Source organism: Mycobacterium sp. MFM001, assembly GCF_003402475.1.
GTDB lineage: Bacteria > Actinomycetota > Actinomycetes > Mycobacteriales > Mycobacteriaceae > Mycobacterium.
In genome coordinates, this window is the sequence record NZ_BFAB01000019.1 from 36,608 (window position 1) to 56,024 (window position 19,417).

Here is a 19,417-nt window from a genome sequence, read left to right on the forward strand (position 1 = left end):
CGTTGGTTGCGCGCGGCTATCGCCACGATAGCCGTACGTTCCATCTTCCGGAGGGCACCGACATATTCCCCCCGCGCAGGCGCATTACTGGCCGAGCGCGTTTTCCATGGCTCCGGCCAGCACGTTTACCGCCGGACCGCCGTTGCCGGACTGGCAGACTTTGGCCTGCAACAGCACGTTTTCCCGCAGCCGGGTCTGGTTGAAGCAGCGGCGGTCGGTGCCGCCCTCCTGTTTGGTCCACGCCGCGTCGGTGGCCCCCGCCGGCCCGCCGTCGAACGACCACACCTCGGTGGCGCCGTTGTCCAGGTGCATCGCGGTGGTCTGCCCGGAGCAGCCGACCGTGCGGTCCACGACGCGATGAAAGGCCCGGCCCGCGGCGTCACCGGTGGCGAAAACGCCGACCGCCTGCTTGACGAAGTGGGCCTGGTCGGTGGCCGTCGTCTGGGTGATGGCGCTGTTGAACGACGCCAGGTCGGGATCGTTGTAGACCTCGGGCAACCCGATGTCGGCCCAGTTGTTGCACACCGGGTCGTCGACCCAAAAGCCCTGGTACGGCTCGGTGGACACCGACTCCCATCGCATCGGGCCACCGACGATGTTGCCCACCGACCCCTTGCCCATCACCGCGTAGTTGACCACGCCGGGGTCTGAGGGGCGGGCCGCCGCCGTCGGGGCCATCGCCAGGGCCAGCCCGATGCCCACCGCCGCCGCGGCGGTGCGCCGCACGGGTTAGACCTTGGCCGAGACGTCGACGTCGACGTTGCCCCGGGTGGCCTTGGAGTACGGACACACCTGGTGCGCTTGGTGCATCAGGTCGTCGGCGGCCTTCTGCTCCAGGCCGGGCAGGTAACCGACGATCTTGCCCGTCAACCCGAAGCCACCTGCAGGGTCCTTGCCGAACCCGATCTGGACGGTGACGTCGGTGGCGTCGTCCAGCTTGACGTTGGACTTGCCGGCTACCAGTCGCAGCGCACCGAGGAAGCAGGCGGCATACCCGGCGGAGAACAACTGCTCGGGGTTGGTGCCGTCACCACTGCCGCCCATCTCTTTCGGTGGCCGGGTGTCGAGGTCGATGCGACCGTCCGACGACTTCACATGACCGTCGCGGCCGCCACCGGTTGCCGTGGACTCCGTGGTGAAAACGAGTTCGATGCTCATGGGCTCGATCATGCCAACCTTGCCCGCGAAACAGAACCTAGGGTTTGCGATTTCAACTCGAAGGCAGCCCTGGCTTCTGGTTGACGGCAGCGGCCGCCGCAGCGGGCTGTTATGGGCGCGGCGGGGGCGGCGGCGCGGGCGCGGTGGTCGACGGCGACGGGCCGGGACTCATCCCCGGGCCCATGCCCGGACCGCCGGGCATCATCGGCATCATCGGCGGGCCGCCGGGACCACCAGGACCCATGCCGGGAGGTCCGCCCGGTCCGCCCGGTCCGCCGGGGACGACGAACAGCCACTGTCCGGTGCCGGGCGGCGGACCGCCGGGTCCACCCGGGCCGAACATTCCGTGGTGGTGGTGATGACGGTAGTGGTGCCCGGAGACCGCGGCACCGGTGAAGAAGATGGTCGCGACGATGAAGACAATGCCGGCGACGATCACCACCCACGCGGCGGCTTGGTACAACCTGCTCGGGGGCGGTGCTGCATAAGGCGGCGGTGGAGGTGGCGGAGGGGGTTCGGGTGTTTCGGTCATATCCCGATCATGCGCCCAGAGAGCCGGTACGAACCAGACAGTCGGGAGCCCGGCGCCCCATCAGCGGGACGCCGGGCTCGTGGGCGGATCCTATGGGTGGGCAGGAGTAGTGGACGGCGCGATGGACTGCGGCGGCTGCCCGGGTCCGGGGACGCCGGCGCCGGGGCCACCCCCGCCCTGCGGGCCACCGGGGCCGCGGTGATGGAACATCGCGGGGTGGTGATGCCCGTGGTGGTGTCCGTGGTGGCCATGGTGGCCCGCGATCCGGAAGCCGGCGAAGAAGATCGTCGTGACGATGAACAGGATGCCGGCCACAATCACGACCCAGGCCGCGAACCGGTAGAGCCAGTACGGTTTCTCAGGGGACGCCGGCGCCGTAGCGGCGGTCGTCCGCGTGGTTGGTGTGTCAGGTGTTTCACTCATGCCTGAAATGATGCGCGGGCAACGGCCAGCGCCCGCTAGGTACAAGCTATGAAACAGCTATGAGTCGAACCGCGCCTAATCGGGCTTGAACGGGTTGACCGCAAACTGGATCACTCGATAGGGCGCCCGAGCGCGGGGATCGGCGTTGTTCCACTGGCTGATGAAAATCCGCAACTCGTCCAGCGTCGAACCGGGCGAGATGTAGCCGCCGTACGGCTGCGCCAACCGGTTGTCGTACGGCGGCGGCAGGCTTTCGGCCGGATCCGGCCACTCGTCGTGTTGGACCACCGTGGTCACCGGCGCGGTACCCAGCGATGTCGGGTCATTGGCCACCCGCACTTCCATGTTCCCGTTGGTGGCGTTGAAATACGACAACACCGCCTTGCCGTCGATCTGCTGGAAGCTCATCTCGCCAACCTGGTCCTCCCACAACGGTGTTGGCGGCTTACCCCAACCTCCGGCGGGGCCGGCCGCCCAGCCCTGCCAATGGGACCGGTCGCCGAAGTTCTCCGGCGCCACCCGATACAACGTCACCGGGTGGGTGCGCTGAAAACTGTCGGCGACGATGTAGACCCAGCCGCTGGGCGAGTTGGCCGACGGGACGGGGTCGTAGTAGCCGCTGATCTGCGACTGACCGCCGCCTTGGTAGGCCGCATCCCGTACGGAGCCCGGCACGGTTTGCCAAAGCCCATGTGCGGGTTGGGCTTTCACCAATCGCGAGTTCTGCGGCGCCAACTCTTTGGTGGTCGTGACCAGCAAGTAGTTCTGCCGATTGATCTGCACGACGCCGGCCGGCAGTTGCGATGCGCCCGGCGGCGTCGGGTCAGCCAGCAGTGGTTGCCATACGCCGGTCACACCGGTGTAGCGCACCCCGCCCGGGTCGTCGACGGAGGCGGTGTCGACCCGCAACGCGATCGGCGAATACCAGCCGCCGAACCCCACACCCTCGCCCGCGAAGCTGTCCCCGCAGACCTGCAGCACTTCGCTGGGGAATTCCATGAACTCGCACAGATCGGTGGCGCCGATGCCGTAATCGCGAGTGGGCGTACCGGTTCCGGCGGTGGGACCGATCCGCATCACCTGACCTTCTGCCAGCGGCTGCAGGATCGGCTCGGGCATCGGGGCCGGCGGGTCGGCGTAGGCACGCGAAACACTCAGCGGGGCAAGCAAACACGCGACCAGTAGCGCTAGCCGACCAGCCGAGCTCACCGCGATTCGGCGACCAGCAGCTCAGCGATCTGGATCGTGTTCAGCGCCGCGCCTTTACGCAGATTGTCGCCGGCGACGAACAGCGCCAGTCCGCGTCCGTCGGGACCCCCCGGATCGCGGCGGATCCTGCCGACCAGCGACTCGTCGACACCTGCGGCGGCCAGCGGGGTGGGCACGTCGACCAGCTTGACGCCGGGGGCGCCGTCGAGCAGCTCGCGGGCCCGCTCGGGTGAAAGTGGTTGGGCGAACTCTGCATTGATCGACAGGCAGTGGCCGGTGAACACCGGCACCCGCACACACGTGCCGCTGACCAACAGATCCGGGATGCCCAGGATCTTGCGACTTTCGTTGCGCAGCTTCTGGTCTTCGTCGGTCTCGCCGGAGCCGTCGTCGGCCAGCGACCCGGCCAACGGGACCACGTTGAACGCGATCGGCGCGACGTACGTCTTCGGCGGCGGGAACGCCAGCGCGCCGCCGTTGTGCACCAGCAGCTCGGCGCCGTCGACCACCGAGCGCACCTGCCCCGCCAACTCGGCCACTCCGGCAACGCCGCTGCCGGAAACGGCCTGATATGTCGACGCCACCAGCCGCACCAGCTGTGCCTCGTCGTGCAGCACCTTGAGCACCGGCATCGCGGCCATCGTGGTGCAATTCGGGTTGGCGATAATGCCTTTCGGCCGGTTGCGCGCGTCGGCGAAGTTCACTTCGGAAACCACCAGCGGCACGTCGGGGTCTTTGCGCCACGCCGACGAGTTGTCGATCACGGTGACCCCGGCGGCGGCGAACCGCGGCGCGTGCACCCGCGACATCGCCCCGCCCGCGGAGAACAACGCAATGTCCAGCCCGGCCGGGTCGGCGGTTTCGGCGTCCTCGACCTCGATCTCCTGGCCGCGGAACGCCAGCTTGCGGCCCTGCGAGCGCGCCGAGGCGAAAAACCGTACGGATGAAGCCGGGAAGTCGCGGTCCTCCAGCAGCGTGCGCATCACCTGGCCCACCTGGCCGGTGGCGCCCACTACTCCGATGGCAACCATCTAGCGTCCCGTCCCGGCGTAGACGGTGGCTTCCTCGGCTCCGCCGAATCCGAACGCCTCGTGCAGCGCGAGCACGGCCTTGTCCAGCTCGGTGTCCCTGACCAGCACCGAGATCCGGATCTCCGAGGTGGAGATCAGGTCGATGTTGACCCCGACGGCGGCCAGCGCCTCACAGAACGTGGCGGTGACACCGGGATGGCTGCGCATGCCCGCGCCGACCAGCGACACCTTGCCGATGTGGTCGTCGTAAAGGACCTGGGAAAAGCCGATCTCCTCCTTGAGCGAGTCCAGCTTCTCCACCGCCGACGGCCCGGCGTCGCGCGGGCAGGTGAACGTGATGTCCGTCTTGCCGTTTTCGACCTTGGAGACGTTCTGCAACACCATGTCGATGTTGACGTCGGCGTCGGCGACCGCGCGGAACACCTTGGCCGCGTACCCCGGGATGTCGGGGATGCCGACGACGGTCACCTTGGCCTCGCTGCGGTCGTGAGCGACGCCGGTCAGGATGGGGTCTTCCATGGGCTTGTCCTTGATCGATCCGGTGACGACGGTGCCGGGCTTGTCCGAATACGACGACCGGACGTGCACCGGAATGTTGTAGCGGCGGGCGTATTCCACACAGCGCAGCATCAGCACCTTCGCGCCGCAGGCCGCCAGCTCGAGCATCTCCTCGAAGGTGACGGTCTGCAGCCGTCGGGCATTGGGCACGATCCGAGGGTCGGCGGAAAAGATGCCGTCGACGTCGGTGTAGATCTCGCAGACGTCGGCTTTAAGAGCCGCGGCCAAGGCCACTGCGGTGGTGTCCGAGCCGCCGCGGCCCAGCGTGGTGACGTCCTTGGTGTCCTGACTGACGCCCTGGAACCCGGCAACCAGCACGATCAGGCCTTCGTCGAGCGCGGTCTGCAGCCTCGCCGGTGTGACGTCGATGATCTTGGCCTTGCCGTGCGCGCCGGTGGTGATCACACCGGCCTGCGAGCCGGTGAACGAGCGGGCCTTGGCGCCCAACGATTCGATCGCCATGGCGACCAGGGCGTTGGAGATGCGCTCGCCCGCGGTCAGCAGCATGTCCAGTTCACGGGCCGGCGGCACCGGGCACACCTGCTGGGCCAACTCGAGCAGATCGTCGGTGGTGTCGCCCATCGCGGAGACGACCACGACGACGTCGTTGCCCTGCTTCTTGGTTTCGACGATGCGCTCGGCGACGCGGCGGATCCGCTCGGCGTCGGCCACCGAAGAACCGCCGTACTTCTGCACGACGAGCGCCACTGTCGTCCTTTCCGGGGATTGAGGTCGTGAACAGAATACGTGCCTGCGCTGAGCGCCGTTTTGGCGACAGCTGCGGGCGCGGTAAAGTGTTCGACGTGCAGCGGGTGCTCCTTCTCGGACGCCGCGACGGGGTCTGATCACAGACCGGCTTCCCGTCGCGGGTGTTCGCGATGCGCCGGTCTGAGGTCCCTCTAGACACCCCGGAGCAATCACCGTGACCAGCTTTCCTCCCGACTCGCCTGACGCTTTTTCGGCCAGTCGCACCATCACCAAACCGGCCGGCGCGCCCAACCCGGACCAGCCCGCCTGGAACACCCAGCGCGGATCGGCAATGCCGATCCGCCGGTACCGCCCGTTCGCCGACGAAGTCGAGCCCGTCCGGCTGACCGACCGCACCTGGCCCGACCGCGTCATCACCAAAGCGCCGATGTGGTGCGCGGTCGACCTGCGCGACGGCAATCAGGCGCTGATCGACCCGATGAGCCCGGCCCGCAAGCGCCGCATGTTCGACCTGCTGGTGCGGATGGGCTACAAGGAGATCGAGGTCGGCTTCCCGTCGGCCAGCCAGACCGATTTCGACTTCATCCGCGAGATCATCGAGCAGGGCGCAATTCCCGACGACGTGACGATCCAGGTGCTGACCCAGTGCCGTCCCGAGCTGATCGAGCGCACCTTCGTGGCGTGTGAGGGCGCGCCGCGGGCGATCGTGCACTTCTACAACTCGACGTCAATCCTGCAGCGGCGCGTGGTTTTTCGCGCCGACCGGCCCGCTGTGCAGGAGATCGCGGTGCAAGGCGCCCGCAAGTGCGTCGAAGAAGCGGCGAAATACCCTGGCACGCAATGGCGATTCGAGTACTCGCCGGAGTCCTACACGGGCACCGAACTGGAGTACGCCAAGCAGGTCTGCGACGCCGTCGGCGATGTCATCGCGCCCACGCCGGACAACCCGATCATCTTCAACCTGCCGGCCACCGTGGAGATGGCCACGCCCAACGTGTATGCCGACTCGATCGAGTGGATGAGCCGCAACCTGGCTCGCCGCGACTCGGTCATCCTGAGCCTGCACCCGCACAACGACCGCGGAACTGCCGTCGCCGCAGCCGAATTGGGCTACCAAGCGGGTGCCGACCGAATCGAGGGTTGCCTGTTCGGCAACGGCGAACGCACCGGCAACGTGTGCCTGGTCACGCTGGGGCTGAACCTGTTTTCCCGCGGCGTCGACCCGCAGATCGACTTCTCCAACATCGACGAGATCCGTCGCACCGTGGAGTACTGCAACCAGCTGCCGGTACACGAACGTCACCCGTACGGCGGGGACCTGGTGTACACCGCGTTCTCCGGCAGTCACCAGGACGCCATCAACAAGGGCCTGGACCAGATGAAGATCGATGCCGACGCCGCGGACACCGACGTCGAGGACATGCTGTGGCAGGTGCCCTATCTGCCGATCGACCCGCGCGACGTCGGGCGCACCTACGAGGCAGTGATCCGGGTCAACTCGCAGTCCGGCAAGGGCGGGGTGGCCTACATCATGAAGGCCGACCACGGGCTGGCACTGCCGCGACGGCTGCAGATCGAGTTTTCCCAGGTGATCCAGAAGATGGCCGACGGGGAGGGCGGCGAGGTCTCGCCGAAGGAGATGTGGGACGCGTTCGCCGAGGAGTACCTGGCCCCGGTGCGGCCGCTGGAGCGGATGCGTCAGCGGGTGATCGCCTCCGAGGTGGACGGCGGCACCGACCGCATCGAGGCCGTCGTCAAGATCGACGGAACCGAGACCGAGATCAGCGGCGCCGGCAACGGCCCGTTGGCCGCGTTCGTCGACGCGCTCAGCCATGTCGGCTTCCACGTCAACGTGCTGGACTACTCCGAGCACGCGATGTCGGCCGGCGAGGAGGCACAGGCCGCGGCGTATGTAGAGGCGTCGATAGCCGGCCGGACGGTGTGGGGCGTGGGCATCGCGCCGTCGATCACCACCGCGTCGCTGCGCGCCGTAGTCTCGGCGGTCAACCGTGCATCCCGTTAGGAGCCGAGGATGTTGCACACGTTCTGGGACTTCTTGTGGTCGGCGATCGTGGCGTTCGCGTTCATCGCCTACCTGCTGATCCTGTTCAACATCATCGGCGACCTGTTCTGGCGTGACCACCAAACCTCGGGCCGCATCAAGGCGCTGTGGGTGGTGTGCCTGATCCTGTTCCCATACCTGACCGCGCTGATCTACCTGATCACCCGTGGCCAGAGCATGACCGTGCGGGCGCGGGACGCCGCTGGGCCGTCACCGGCGCAGGAAATTGCCCACGCCAAGGAGTTGCTGGACGCCGGAACAATCACCCCGGACGAGTTCGACGCGCTGAAGGCGAAGGCTCTCGGTTAGAACCGCCCGGCGACGATGCGCGCCGCGGAGCGGCGTGAGGAGGAGCCGGGCAATCAGGACCGCCCGGCGACGATGCGCGCCGCGGAGCGGCGTGAGGAGGAGCCGGGCAATCAGAACAGCGCGAACTGCTCACCGACGTCTTGCGGTTCGGTGAAGTCCTCGACACCGGTACCGCCGACGACGGTGCCGACGCTCTCCATGAACTGCGCGTCGGACACCACCGGGACGCCCAGTTCACGCGCCTGGTAGCCCTTGCCGTGTTCCGGGCGGGGCTCGTTGCAGACCACGAGAGAGGTGTCGGGGTCGACGGCGTCGGTGTAGGCCAGCCCGGCGTGCAGGATCCGCTCGACCAACTCCTCGTGCGTGCGGGTGCATTCGGCGGCCAGGGCCACCCGCATGCCCTGCACCAGCGGCCGGCCCCGCACATACGGGCCGGGGTTGAGATACGGGCACGGCATCCGGGACGCCAACATTTTCAGCGGCCGCAGCTCCTCGTGGGTGACGCGGCCGTTGGGCCACCGCCGCCGGGTGACCGGCCGCACCGGTAACCACACGTCGCGCTCACGTGCCCGGTCGAGTGCGGCGCCCAGCACGCGGGTCAGCACCATGGCATCGTCGAACGCGTCGTGCGGCCTTTGCTGGGCAACGCCCCAGTGCGCGGCCAGCGTCTCCAGCCGCAGGTTGTCGATGCCAAGCCCGAGCCGTCGGGCCAGCTCGACCGTGCACATCACCGAGTCGATCGGCAGTTCGGCGTCGGCGATCTCGGCCTCGGCGGCCAAAAAGGAGTAGTCGAACGACACATTGTGCGCGACGAGCGTGCGGCCATCGAGCACTTTGACCACGTCGTCGACGATGTCGGCGAACTGCGGCTGGTCTTCCAGCATGGCGGCGGTCAGGCCGTGCACGTGGGTGGGGCCCGGGTCCACCCCGGGATTCAGGAGGCTGACGACGGATTGCTCGACCCGCCCGTCGGCGTCGAGGGCAAGCGCGGCAAGGCTGATGATGCGGGCCTGGCCCGGCCGAAAGCCCGAGGTTTCGACATCGACGACGGCCCAGCCGGTGCAGGGTTCATCGGCCGGCCGACCCCAGATCGTCCCCATAAAGGGAGGATGGCACGACGGACCGACATCGCCGGGTCGCTGCGGATCGTGTCGTCAACTTCATTCGATGAGGGCGACCCGCGGCGCCCGGCGCAAGCGCCGCGCTTGCGATCGCCCTAAACTCCTGCGCGTGATCAACGCCCGAGGACGTCTCGCCCTGGCCGCCGGAGCCGGCGCGCGGTGGGCGTCGCGGGCGACCGGTCGCGGCGCCGGCGCCATGATCGGCGGCCTGGTGGCGATGACGCTGGACCGCTCGATCCTGCGTCAGCTGGGGTCGGGCCGGCGCACGGTGATCGTGACCGGAACCAACGGCAAGTCGACGACCACACGGATGACCGCGGCGGCGCTCGGCACGCTCGGCGCGGTGGCCACCAACGCCGAGGGCGCCAACATGGACGCCGGCTTGGTGGCTGCACTGGCGGCCCGGCGGAACGCGGGGTTGGCGGCGTTGGAGGTCGACGAGATGCACGTCCCCCACGTCGCCGATGCCGTCGAGCCCAGCGTCGTCGTCCTGCTCAACCTGTCCCGCGACCAGCTCGACCGGGTCGGCGAGATCAACGTGATCGAACGCACGCTGCGCAGCGGGCTGGCCCGGCATCCGGCGACGGTCGTGGTCGCCAACTGCGACGACGTGCTGATGACGTCAGCGGCCTACGACAGCCCTGAGGTGGTGTGGGTGGCCGCCGGCGGCGGCTGGGCGGCCGACTCGGTGAGTTGCCCGCGCAGCGGCGAGGTCATCGTCCGGGACAAGTCGCACTGGTACTCGACCGGCGCCGACTTCAAGCGGCCCAGCCCGAAGTGGTGGTTCGACGACGAGATGCTCTACGGCCCGGACGGTCTGGCGTTGCCGATGCGGCTGGCGTTGCCCGGCGCAGTCAACCGCGGCAACGCCGCGCAGGCCGTGGCGGCGGCAGTCGCTCTAGGCGCGGATCCGGCTGCGGCGGTGGAGGCGGTGTCTGGCGTCGACGAGGTCGCCGGGCGGTATCGCACCGTCCGCGTCGGCGACCACGACGTCCGGGTCCTGCTGGCCAAAAACCCGGCCGGCTGGCAGGAGGCGCTGTCGATGGTCGACAAGCACGCCGCAGGCGTCGTTATCGCGGTCAACGGCCAGGTCCCCGACGGCGAAGACCTGTCTTGGTTGTGGGATGTGCGCTTCGAGCACTTCGAGGACACGGTGGTGGTCGCCGCCGGCGAGCGGGGCACGGATCTGGCGGTGCGGCTCGGCTATGCGGGCGTGCAGCACACCTTGGTGCACGACACCGTGCGGGCGATCGAATCCTGCCCGCCCGGGCACGTCGAGGTCGTCGCCAACTACACGGCGTTTCTGCAGCTGCAGCGGAGGTTGGAGCGGTGACGGTCCGCATCGGGCTGGTGCTGCCCGACGTGATGGGCACCTACGGCGACGGCGGCAACGCCGTCGTGCTGCGGCAGCGGCTGCTGCTACGGGGCATTCCCGCGGAGATTGTCGAGATCACGCTGGCCGACCCGGTGCCGGAGAGTCTCGATGTGTACACGCTGGGCGGGGCCGAGGACTACGCGCAACGACTGGCGACCAGGCACTTGGTCAAGCATCCGGGGCTGCAGCGCGCTGCGGCCCGCGGCGCGCCGGTGCTGGCGATCTGCGCGGCCATCCAGGTGCTCGGGCAGTGGTATGAGACGTCGGCGGGTGAGCGGGTTGACGGCGTCGGCTTGCTCGACGCGACTACTTCGCCGCAGGCCAAGCGGACCATCGGCGAGGTGGTTGCCCGGCCGCTGCTGGACGGGTTGACCCAGCCGCTGACCGGCTTCGAGAACCACCGCGGCGGGACGGTGCTGGGCCCGGCCGCCAAGCCGCTGGGGGCGGTGCAGAAGGGAGCCGGCAACCGGGCGGGCGATGGGGTCGACGGCGTGGTGCAGGGCAGCGTCGTCGCGACCTACATGCACGGGCCGTGTCTGGCCCGCAATCCGGAGCTGGCCGACTTTCTGCTGAGTCGGGTCGTCGGCGAGTTGCCGCCGCTGGAGTTGCCCGAGGTGGACTTGCTGCGCCGCGAACGCCTGCGGGCTTAGGATTTCTTGCCGCGTTGAGGTCGCGTCCAGGGTCGTTATAAGCACGGATCAACAGCCCTGAGCGCGATCTCAACGCAATCACGCCATCGCGCGGCGGCCCGTCAAGGCACGGCCCAGCGTCAGCTCGTCGGCGAACTCCAGATCCCCGCCCATCGGCAGCCCGGACGCAATCCGCGTCACGGTCAGGCCGGGGATGTCGCGCAGCATCCGCACCAGGTAGGTCGCCGTCGCCTCGCCCTCGGTATTGGGGTCGGTGGCGATGATGACTTCGGTGATGTCGACGCCGTCGACCTGCTCACCGATCCGGTTCAGCAACTCACGGATCCGCAGCTGCTCGGGACCGACCCCGGACAGCGGATCCAGCGCCCCGCCGAGCACGTGGTAGCGGCCGCGGAATTCCCGGGTGCGCTCGATGGCCTGGACGTCTTTGGGCTCCTCGACGACGCACACCAGCGAGCCGTCGCGGCGCGGGTCGGCGCAGATCCGGCAGCGTTCGTCGTCGGAGACGTTGCCGCAAACCGCGCAGAACCGCACGCCGTCGCGGACCCTGCCCAGCACCGCGGTCAGCCGGTCGATGTCGGCCGGTTCGACCGACAACAGGTGAAAGGCGATGCGCTGCGCGCTCTTCGGCCCGATCCCCGGCAGCTTGCCGAGCTCGTCGATCAGATCCTGGACCGGCCCCTCAAACAAGTCAGGACCCCGGCATCCCCAATGCGCTGCCCATCCCGCCGGCCAATGGGCCGAGCTGCTCCTGAGCCATCGTGGTGACCTGCGCAGACGCGTCGGCCAACGCGCCGACGATCAGGTCCTGCAGGGTCTCGACGTCGTCGGGGTCGACGACCTTGGGGTCGATCTTGACCGCGACCACCTCGCCGCTGCCCTTGACGGTGACCTCGACCAAACCCCCGCCGGCTTTGCCGTGCACTTCGGAGTTGGCGAGTCGCTGCTGGGCGGCCATCAGCTGTTGTTGCATCTGCTGCGCCTGCGCGAGCAACGCCGACATGTCGGGCTGGCCTCCGGGTTGCATGACAGTCCCCTTGCGTCTTGGTCTCGAGTTGGTTTCGCCTCAAGCTTTCGGGCGGTTCGAAACTTCAAGCGTAGACGGCGCCGCGCTACCGTGGCGCGGTGCGCGTACCTGTTTGCCTGCGTGTCGGGATCGCGATGACCCTTACTGTCCTCGCCGCGGGTCCGGCGCCCGCCACGGCCGCCCCCACCAGCATCGCCGGCATGATCGTGTTCCTCGACCCCGGCCACAACGGCGCCAACGACGCGTCCATCAGCCGGCAGGTGCCCACCGGCCGCGGCGGCACCAAGGACTGTCAAGCCAGCGGGACCTCGACGAACAGCGGATACCCGGAGCACAGCTTCACCTGGGACACCACGCTGCGGATCCGCGCTGCGCTCAACGCGCTGGGCGCCCGCACCGCCCTGTCCCGCGGCAACGACGACGCGCTGGGCCCGTGCGTCGACCAGCGGGCCGAGATGGCCAACTCGTTGCACCCCAACGCCATCGTGTCCATCCACGCCGACGGCGGCCCGCCGACCGGCCGGGGATTCCACGTCAACTACTCCGCCCCGCCGCTGAACCAGGTTCAGGCCGGGCCGTCGGTGCAGTTTGCCCGGATCATGCGCGACCAAATGCAGGCCTCGGGCATCCCGCCGGCGACCTACATCGGCCAGAACGGCCTCTACGGGCGCTCCGACCTGGCCGGGCTGAACCTCGCGCAGTTTCCGGCCGTCCTCGTCGAATGCGGCAACATGAAGAACCCCGCCGACTCGGCGCTGATGGAAACCGAGGCAGGGCGGCAGAAGTACGCCGACGCCGTCGTCAAGGGCATCGCGGGCTTCCTGGGCAGCCAGGGCCGGGCGAGCTAAGCCTCCAGCTGCTTCTTGAGGTTGGCCAGCACCTCGGACTGAATCTTCTTCAGCCCCAGCGGCGCGAACGTCTTCTCGAAGAAGCCTTTCACTCCGCCGGCGCCGGTCCACGTGGTCTTGACGGTGACGCTGGAGCCCGGCCCGGCGGGAGCCACCGTCCAGTTGGTGACCATCGTCGAGTTGGCGTCCTTCTCGATGACGGCGTGGCCGGCGACGTCGACGCTGGCTTGTACGTCCCGGACGCGGGATTTGGTGGCCTGCAGCTTCCACTTGGCGACGGTGCCCTGCCCCTGACCGCCCTGCAGCACCTGGTAGTCGCTGTAGTGCGCGGACAAGATTTTGGGCCGGACGTTTTGGTAGTCGGCGACGGCGTTCAGCACGGCGTCGGGCTGCGCGTTGATCAAGATCGTACTGGCTGCGCTGACCTGTCCCATCAGGCAACACTCCTTTGCTGTGGATGTGCTGATATCGCGCGCCGCTCGCTGCGACGGCCGCTGTCGGGGACTAGGGTATATGTGGTGCCTGTCCCCGAAGCCGCACTGGAGGTTCACCGGGCGGGCGTCGAGCGGTTGTTGGGGAGCTATCGCTCCATTCCCGCGACGGCGTCCGTCCGCCTCGCCAAGCCCACCTCGAATTTGTTCCGCGCGCGGGCCAAACGCAGTGCGCCCGGGCTGGATACGTCGGGTCTGACCAACGTTATTGCGGTCGACCCCGACGCGCGCACCGCGGACGTGGCCGGCATGTGCACCTACGAAGACCTGGTCGCGGCGACGCTGCCGTACGGGCTGTCGCCGCTGGTGGTCCCGCAGCTGAAGACGATCACGCTCGGCGGCGCGGTCACCGGCCTGGGGATTGAGTCGGCGTCGTTCCGCAACGGCCTGCCCCACGAGTCGGTGCTGGAGATGGACATCCTCACCGGTGCAGGCGAATTGCTCACCACGTCGCCGGGGCAGCACCCCGACTTGTATCGGGCGTTTCCCAATTCCTACGGCACGCTTGGCTATTCGACGCGGCTGCGGATCGAGCTGGAGCCCGTCAAGCCGTTCGTGGCGTTGCGGCACATCCGCTTCCACACGCTCGCCGACTTGGTGGCGGCCATGGACCGCATCATCGAGACCGGCGGGTTCGACGGCGTGCCGGTCGACTATCTCGACGGCGTGGTGTTCGGCGCCGACGAGAGCTACCTGTGCGTCGGAGTGCGGACCAGCACGCCCGGGCCCGTCAGCGACTACACCGGCCAGAACATCTACTACCGCTCGATCCAGCACGACAGCGGTGTCAAAGAAGACCGGTTGACCATCCACGACTACTTCTGGCGCTGGGACACCGACTGGTTCTGGTGCTCGCGCTCGTTCGGCGCCCAGAATCCCCGCATCAGGCGCTTCTGGCCGCGGCGCTACCGTCGCAGCAGCTTCTACTGGAAGCTGGTGGCCCTCGACCAGCGGTTCGACATCGCCGACCGGATCGAGAAGCGTAACGGCCGCCCGCCCCGCGAACGGGTGGTCCAGGACATCGAGGTGCCGATCGAACGGACCGAAGAGTTCCTGGCGTGGTTCCTCGACAACGTGCCGATCTCGCCGGTCTGGCTGTGCCCCTTGCGGTTACGCGACCAGGACGGCTGGCCGCTGTATCCGATCCGGCCGGGCCGCACCTACGTCAACGTCGGCTTCTGGTCGTCGGTGCCGGTCGGCGCCACCGAGGGCGCGACGAACCGGTTGATCGAGGCCAAGGTGAGCGAACTCGACGGCCACAAGTCGCTGTACTCGGATTCGTACTACTCCCGCGAGGAGTTCGACGAACTCTACGGCGGCGAGGCCTACAAAACGGTAAAGAAAACCTATGACCCGGATTCGCGTCTTCTCGACCTCTACGCAAAGGCGGTGCAACGGCGATGACGACGATCAAAGAGACTAGGGCACACGCTTCGGCCAACGGCAAGTTGAGCCTCGCCGAGATCCTGGCGATTTTCACCGAAGGCGGTCGGCAACCGCTGAAGTTCACCGCCTACGACGGCAGCAGCGCCGGTCCCGACGACGCCGTGCTGGGCCTGGATCTGCTGACGCCGCGCGGCACCACCTATCTGGCCACCGCGCCCGGTGAACTCGGGTTGGCCCGCGCCTACATCTCGGGCGATCTGGAGGCGCGCGGCGTCCACCCCGGCGACCCGTACCCGCTGCTGAAGGCGCTGGCCGACAAGCTCGACTTCAAACGGCCCTCCCCGCTGGTGCTGGCCAACATCGTCCGCTCGATCGGGTTCGAGCGGCTGGTGCCGATCCCGCCGCCACCGCAGGAGGCGCTGCCGCGCTGGCGCCGGCTCGCGGAAGGCTTGCGGCACAGCAAGACTCGCGACGCCGAGGCCATCCACCACCACTACGACGTCTCCAACACCTTCTACGAGTGGGTGCTCGGCCCGTCGATGACCTACACCTGCGCGGTATACCCCGAAGGCGACGCCACGCTGGAAGAAGCGCAGGACAACAAGTACCGGCTGATCTTCGACAAACTACGCCTGCAATCGGGTGACCGCCTGCTCGACGTCGGCTGCGGCTGGGGCGGCATGGTCCGCTACGCCGCCCGCCGCGGTGTCCGCGCGATCGGCGCCACACTGTCTGCCGAGCAAGCGAAATGGGCGCAGCAGGCAATCGCCGAAGAGGGGCTGTCCGAGCTGGCCGAGGTGCGCCACTCCGACTACCGCGACGTCCGCGAAACCGGGTTCGACGCGGTGTCGTCGATCGGGCTGACCGAGCACATCGGCGTCAAGAATTACCCGGCGTACTTCGGTTTCCTCAAGTCGAAGCTGCGCACCGGCGGCCTGCTGCTCAACCACTGCATCACCCGCCACGACAACCGGTCGATGTTCCGGGCCGGCGGCTTCACCGACCGCTACGTGTTCCCCGACGGCGAGCTGACCGGTTCGGGACGCATCATCACCGAAATCCAAGACATCGGTTTCGAGGTACTGCACGAGGAGAACTTCCGGCACCACTACGCGATGACACTGCGCGACTGGTGTGCAAACCTGGTGGCGCACTGGGACGAAGCCGTCGACGAGGTGGGCCTGGCGACCGCCAAGATCTGGGGCCTGTACATGGCCGCTTCGCGAGTTGGCTTCGAGCACAACAACATTCAGCTGCACCATGTGCTGGCGAGCAAAGTCGACGCACGCGGCAACGACGACCTGCCGCTGCGGCCATGGTGGAAGCCGTAGCCGCTAGCCGTTTTCGATTCGGCGGGCGCCGAGTTCGTTCTGCAGCAGTTCCAGTGCGGCCTCTTCCGGGTCGCGCCGCGGCGCCGACGCATCGTCCCGGCCCACCTCGGCCAGCATGCTGTCTTCGTCACTGGGGGCCGCGGCGGCGGGTGGATCGCTCAGCGTCGGCGCACCCGGCTCGCAGCGCACTCGCCAGTCGACGCCCAGCGCGTCTTTGAGCGCTTCGGCGATGACGTCGGCGTTGCGTTGTTCGCACAGCCGCCTGGCCAGCGGCGCCGACTCGTGCGTCAGCACCAACGTGTTGCCCTCCACCGCGCGCACCGTCGCCCCCGCCAGCATCACCTCGGTGGTACGGCTGCGCTGACGGACCTTCTCGCGCACCGTCGGCCACAGGGTTCGCACCGCGGCCGCGTTCGGTTCACCCGAAGTGGGGGCGGGAACCGGCTCTGGAGCCGGATCACGCTGCGGCTCAGGCGGTTTCGGCTGTGGAGCCGGGCGCTGCTGGGGAGCAGCAGCGGCCGGAATCGACATGTCCAGCCTGGTCTCGATCCGCTCGACGCGTTGTAGCAGCGCCGCTTCGGTGTCGCTGGCCGACGGCAGCAGCAGCCGCGCGCAGATGACTTCCAGCAGCAGCCGCGGCGCCGTCGCACCCCGCATCTCCCCCAGCCCGGCCTGCACCACCTCGGCGTAGCGGGTCAGCGTCGCGGCACCGAGCCGGGCGGACTGATCGCGCATCCGATCCAGCACGTCTTCCGGCGCATCCACCACGCCGCGTGCCGCGGCGTCCGGAACCGCTTGCAGCACAAGCAGATCGCGGAACCGCTCCAGCAGATCGGTGGCGAACCGCCGCGGGTCGTGACCGGCGTCGATCACCGATTCCACCGCCCCGAACAACGCCGCCGCATCCCCGGCGGCCAGCGCGTCGACGGCGTCGTCGATCAGCGCGACGTCGGTGGCGCCGAGCAACCCCAGCGCCCGCTGGTAGCCGACATGATTCCCGTCGGCGCCGGCCAGCAGCTGGTCGAGCACCGAGAGCGTGTCGCGCGGTGAGCCGCCGCCGGCGCGAATCACCAACGGGTACACCGCCTCGTCGACGACGACACCCTCCTGCTCGCAGATGCGCTCGATCAGCGTGCGCATGGTGCGCGGCGGCAACAGCCGGAACGGATAGTGATGGGTGCGCGAGCGAATCGTCGGCAACACCTTTTCCGGCTCGGTGGTGGCGAAGACGAAGATCAGGTGCTCGGGCGGCTCCTCGACGATCTTGAGCAGGGCGTTGAACCCCGCGGTGGTGACCATGTGCGCCTCGTCGACGATGAAGACCCGATAGCGGGACTGGGCCGGCGCGTAGAACGCGCGGTCCCGCAGCTCGCGGGTGTCGTCCACACCGCCGTGGCTGGCGGCGTCGAGTTCGACGACGTCGATGCTGCCCGGCCCGTTGGGCGCCAGCGCGACGCAGGACTCGCAGACCCCGCACGGCGTGGCCGTGGGCCCTTCCGCGCAGTTCAGCGACCGGGCCAGGATGCGCGCCGACGACGTCTTGCCGCAGCCGCGCGGGCCGGAGAACAGATACGCGTGGTTGATGCGGCCGGACGCCAGCGCGGTGGACAGCGGCTCGGTGACGTGCTCCTGCCCCACCACTTCGGCGAAGGTCGCCGGTCGGTACTTGCGGTAGAGGGCCACGGTCAGCAGGTTACCGACGCGGTCCGACGCGTCGCCGAGTGGGAAGTTGTGTCACGGTTTCGGTCGGATCGCGTGTCATAACTGGCCACTCGAGCCGACCAGCGACTCGGTGGCGGCCAGCAGCGCGCAGGTCGCCAGGCCGTCGATCGCATTGCGCAGATCGGGCAGCGACGGGAACGTCGGCGCAATGCGGATGTTCTTGTCGTCCGGGTCTTTTCGGTACGGGAATGACGCCCCAGCCTCGGTCACCGCGATACCCGCGTCCTTGGCCAGCGCGACGGTGCGCCGCGCCGTGCCAGGCAGCACGTCGAGGCTGACGAAGTAGCCCCCCTTGGGCTCGGTCCACGACGCGATCTTCGAATCGCCCAGCCGCTTCTCCAGAATCTCCTGCACCAAAGCAAATTTCGGCGCGAGGATCTGCTGGTGACGCAGCATCTGCAGGCGCACCCCGTCCGCGTCGCCGAAGAAACGCAGGTGCCGCAGCTGGTTGACCTTGTCCGGGCCGATCGACTTCTTGCCGGCGTACTGCAGATACCACGCGATGTTGCCCAGCGATCCGCCGAAGAAGCTGACCCCGGCGCCGGCGAACGTGATCTTCGACGTCGAGGCGAAGACGTACGGCCGGTTCGGGTTGCCGGCCGCGGCGGCCAGCCCCAGCACGTCGACCTGACGGACGAAGTCCAGAGTCAGGGTGTGCACCGCGTAGGCGTTGTCCCAGAACAACCGGAAATCGTTTGCGGCCGTGCGCATTTGGACCAGCCGGCGAACGGTCTCCCACGAGTAGGTGACGCCGGTGGGGTTGGCGAAAACCGGTACCGTCCACATGCCCTTGATGGCGGGGTCGACGGCGACCAGTTCCTCGATCAGGTCGACGTCGGGCCCGTCGTCGCGCATGGGGATCGGGATCATCTCGATGCCCATCGTCTCGGTGATCGCGAAATGCCGGTCGTAGCCGGGCACCGGGCAGAGGAACTTGACGTTCGGCTCGGCAATCCAGGGCCGCGGGGAGTCGACGCCGCCGTGCAGCATCGAGAAGACGATCACGTCGTGCATGTACTCGAGGCTGGCGTTGTTACCGGCGATCAGGTTAGGCACTGGAATGCCGAGCAGCTCGCCGAAGATGGCCCGCAGTTCCGGCAGACCGTGCAGCCCGCCGTAGTTGCGGGTGTCGGTGCCTTCCTCGTCGCGGAAGTTGTCGCCGGGCAGGGAAAGCAACGCGTTGGACAGGTCGAGCTGCTCGGGCGCCGGCTTGCCGCGGGTGAGGTCGAGGCTCAGCTTCATCGCCTGCAGTTCGGCGTAGTCCTGCTGGTGGCGCGCGTGCTGGGCCGCGAGTTCCTCACGGCCGAGTGAATGAAACGACACCATGCGCCTTTCACCGTCAACGCCGTGGAATGTTGGGGGGACCCCGCGCACCCGCTAGAGCCCGTTGACCCTTGCTGCCTTCCGGCCCTGGGGGAGTTCACAGGATAAACGCCGCGCGGGGTCCACGGCGAGTCTAGCCGCTTGAGGATCGAC

Annotated in this window: 20 protein-coding genes and 1 other RNA gene; 7 read left to right on the forward strand and 14 right to left on the reverse strand. The window is 68.2% G+C overall.

All coding sequences use genetic code 11. From position 1 onward, the window contains the following. Positions 1-84 precede the first annotated feature (84 nt). The 7 genes from MFM001_RS24655 to MFM001_RS22580 all read right to left on the reverse strand — a co-directional run bounded on the left by MFM001_RS24655 (position 85) and on the right by MFM001_RS22580 (position 5,619). Positions 85-678, reverse strand: coding sequence for a sensor domain-containing protein (locus tag MFM001_RS24655; RefSeq protein WP_192887029.1), 594 nt, complete (start codon positions 676-678; stop codon positions 85-87). A 51-nt stretch (positions 679-729) separates the two neighbouring features. Beyond that, a complete protein-coding gene (locus tag MFM001_RS24660; protein ID WP_192887027.1) occupies positions 730-1,158 on the reverse strand; it encodes an organic hydroperoxide resistance protein in 429 nt (142 codons plus the stop codon). Between the two features lie 109 nt (positions 1,159-1,267). Continuing rightward, the gene (locus MFM001_RS22560) at positions 1,268-1,690 is read right to left on the reverse strand and encodes a hypothetical protein (protein WP_116377487.1); all 423 of its coding nucleotides are present in this window, start codon (positions 1,688-1,690) and stop codon (positions 1,268-1,270) included. Positions 1,691-1,780: 90 nt separating this feature from the next. Then, a complete protein-coding gene (locus tag MFM001_RS24990) occupies positions 1,781-2,113 on the reverse strand; it encodes a hypothetical protein (protein WP_116377488.1) in 333 nt (110 codons plus the stop codon). A gap of 75 nt (positions 2,114-2,188) precedes the next feature. Next, a complete protein-coding gene (locus MFM001_RS22570) occupies positions 2,189-3,232 on the reverse strand; it encodes a DUF4185 domain-containing protein (protein ID WP_192887031.1) in 1,044 nt (347 codons plus the stop codon). Between the two features lie 86 nt (positions 3,233-3,318). Continuing rightward, a complete protein-coding gene (locus MFM001_RS22575; protein ID WP_116377490.1) occupies positions 3,319-4,353 on the reverse strand; it encodes an aspartate-semialdehyde dehydrogenase in 1,035 nt (344 codons plus the stop codon). Further along, positions 4,354-5,619, reverse strand: a complete 1,266-nt coding sequence (locus tag MFM001_RS22580; protein ID WP_116377491.1) for an aspartate kinase — start codon at positions 5,617-5,619, stop codon at positions 4,354-4,356. It abuts the gene before it with no gap. Positions 5,620-5,833: 214 nt separating this feature from the next. Here MFM001_RS22580 and leuA point away from each other — a divergent pair, with 214 nt between their 5' ends. Next, complete coding sequence (gene leuA, locus MFM001_RS22585) at positions 5,834-7,642, forward strand: 2-isopropylmalate synthase (protein WP_371685607.1); 1,809 nt, start codon at positions 5,834-5,836, stop codon at positions 7,640-7,642. Between the two features lie 9 nt (positions 7,643-7,651). Beyond that, complete coding sequence (locus MFM001_RS22590) at positions 7,652-7,990, forward strand: SHOCT domain-containing protein (protein WP_116377493.1); 339 nt, start codon at positions 7,652-7,654, stop codon at positions 7,988-7,990. 110 nt (positions 7,991-8,100) lie between these two features. On the opposite strand, the gene MFM001_RS22600 is transcribed toward MFM001_RS22590, so the two are convergent. Continuing rightward, positions 8,101-9,090 carry a DEDDh family exonuclease gene (locus MFM001_RS22600; RefSeq protein WP_116377494.1) on the reverse strand — a complete coding sequence of 330 codons (990 nt, stop codon included), beginning with the start codon at positions 9,088-9,090 and terminating at the stop codon, positions 8,101-8,103. A gap of 130 nt (positions 9,091-9,220) precedes the next feature. On the opposite strand from MFM001_RS22600, the gene MFM001_RS22605 reads away from it, so the two are divergent. After that, positions 9,221-10,444, forward strand: a complete 1,224-nt coding sequence (locus MFM001_RS22605) for a Mur ligase family protein (RefSeq protein ID WP_116377495.1) — start codon at positions 9,221-9,223, stop codon at positions 10,442-10,444. Further along, on the forward strand, positions 10,441-11,136 hold the full coding sequence (locus tag MFM001_RS22610; protein ID WP_255422485.1) for a type 1 glutamine amidotransferase: 696 nt from the start codon (positions 10,441-10,443) through the stop codon (positions 11,134-11,136). Before MFM001_RS22605 ends, MFM001_RS22610 begins: the two co-directional genes overlap by 4 nt. 78 nt (positions 11,137-11,214) lie before the next feature. Here MFM001_RS22610 and recR read toward each other — a convergent pair whose 3' ends face one another. Continuing rightward, a complete protein-coding gene (recR, locus tag MFM001_RS22615) occupies positions 11,215-11,826 on the reverse strand; it encodes a recombination mediator RecR (protein ID WP_045376032.1) in 612 nt (203 codons plus the stop codon). Between the two features lies 1 nt (position 11,827). Then, complete coding sequence (locus MFM001_RS22620; protein WP_083134475.1) at positions 11,828-12,163, reverse strand: YbaB/EbfC family nucleoid-associated protein; 336 nt, start codon at positions 12,161-12,163, stop codon at positions 11,828-11,830. Positions 12,164-12,297: 134 nt separating this feature from the next. Here MFM001_RS22620 and MFM001_RS22625 point away from each other — a divergent pair, with 134 nt between their 5' ends. Beyond that, complete coding sequence (locus tag MFM001_RS22625; RefSeq protein ID WP_116377496.1) at positions 12,298-13,011, forward strand: Rv3717 family N-acetylmuramoyl-L-alanine amidase; 714 nt, start codon at positions 12,298-12,300, stop codon at positions 13,009-13,011. On the opposite strand, the gene MFM001_RS22630 is transcribed toward MFM001_RS22625, so the two are convergent. Continuing rightward, positions 13,008-13,445, reverse strand: coding sequence for an SRPBCC family protein (locus tag MFM001_RS22630; RefSeq protein WP_116377497.1), 438 nt, complete (start codon positions 13,443-13,445; stop codon positions 13,008-13,010). The genes MFM001_RS22625 and MFM001_RS22630 overlap by 4 nt on opposite strands. Positions 13,446-13,526: 81 nt before the next feature. Here MFM001_RS22630 and MFM001_RS22635 point away from each other — a divergent pair, with 81 nt between their 5' ends. Both MFM001_RS22635 and MFM001_RS22640 read left to right on the forward strand, forming a co-directional pair. Further along, the gene (locus MFM001_RS22635; RefSeq protein ID WP_192887028.1) at positions 13,527-14,906 is read left to right on the forward strand and encodes an FAD-binding oxidoreductase; all 1,380 of its coding nucleotides are present in this window, start codon (positions 13,527-13,529) and stop codon (positions 14,904-14,906) included. Then, a complete protein-coding gene (locus MFM001_RS22640) occupies positions 14,903-16,219 on the forward strand; it encodes a class I SAM-dependent methyltransferase (RefSeq protein WP_116377498.1) in 1,317 nt (438 codons plus the stop codon). The genes MFM001_RS22635 and MFM001_RS22640 overlap by 4 nt, the downstream gene beginning before the upstream one ends. A 3-nt stretch (positions 16,220-16,222) precedes the next feature. Here MFM001_RS22640 and MFM001_RS22645 read toward each other — a convergent pair whose 3' ends face one another. From MFM001_RS22645 to ffs, 3 genes are all read right to left on the reverse strand, one after another. Beyond that, positions 16,223-17,902, reverse strand: a complete 1,680-nt coding sequence (locus MFM001_RS22645; RefSeq protein ID WP_116377499.1) for a DNA polymerase III subunits gamma/tau — start codon at positions 17,900-17,902, stop codon at positions 16,223-16,225. 75 nt (positions 17,903-17,977) lie between these two features. Continuing rightward, complete coding sequence (locus MFM001_RS22650; RefSeq protein WP_116377506.1) at positions 17,978-19,264, reverse strand: aminotransferase class I/II-fold pyridoxal phosphate-dependent enzyme; 1,287 nt, start codon at positions 19,262-19,264, stop codon at positions 17,978-17,980. Positions 19,265-19,296: 32 nt separating this feature from the next. Continuing rightward, an RNA gene (gene ffs / locus MFM001_RS22655) (signal recognition particle sRNA small type) lies at positions 19,297-19,391 on the reverse strand. Between the last annotated feature and the right edge of the window lie 26 nt (positions 19,392-19,417).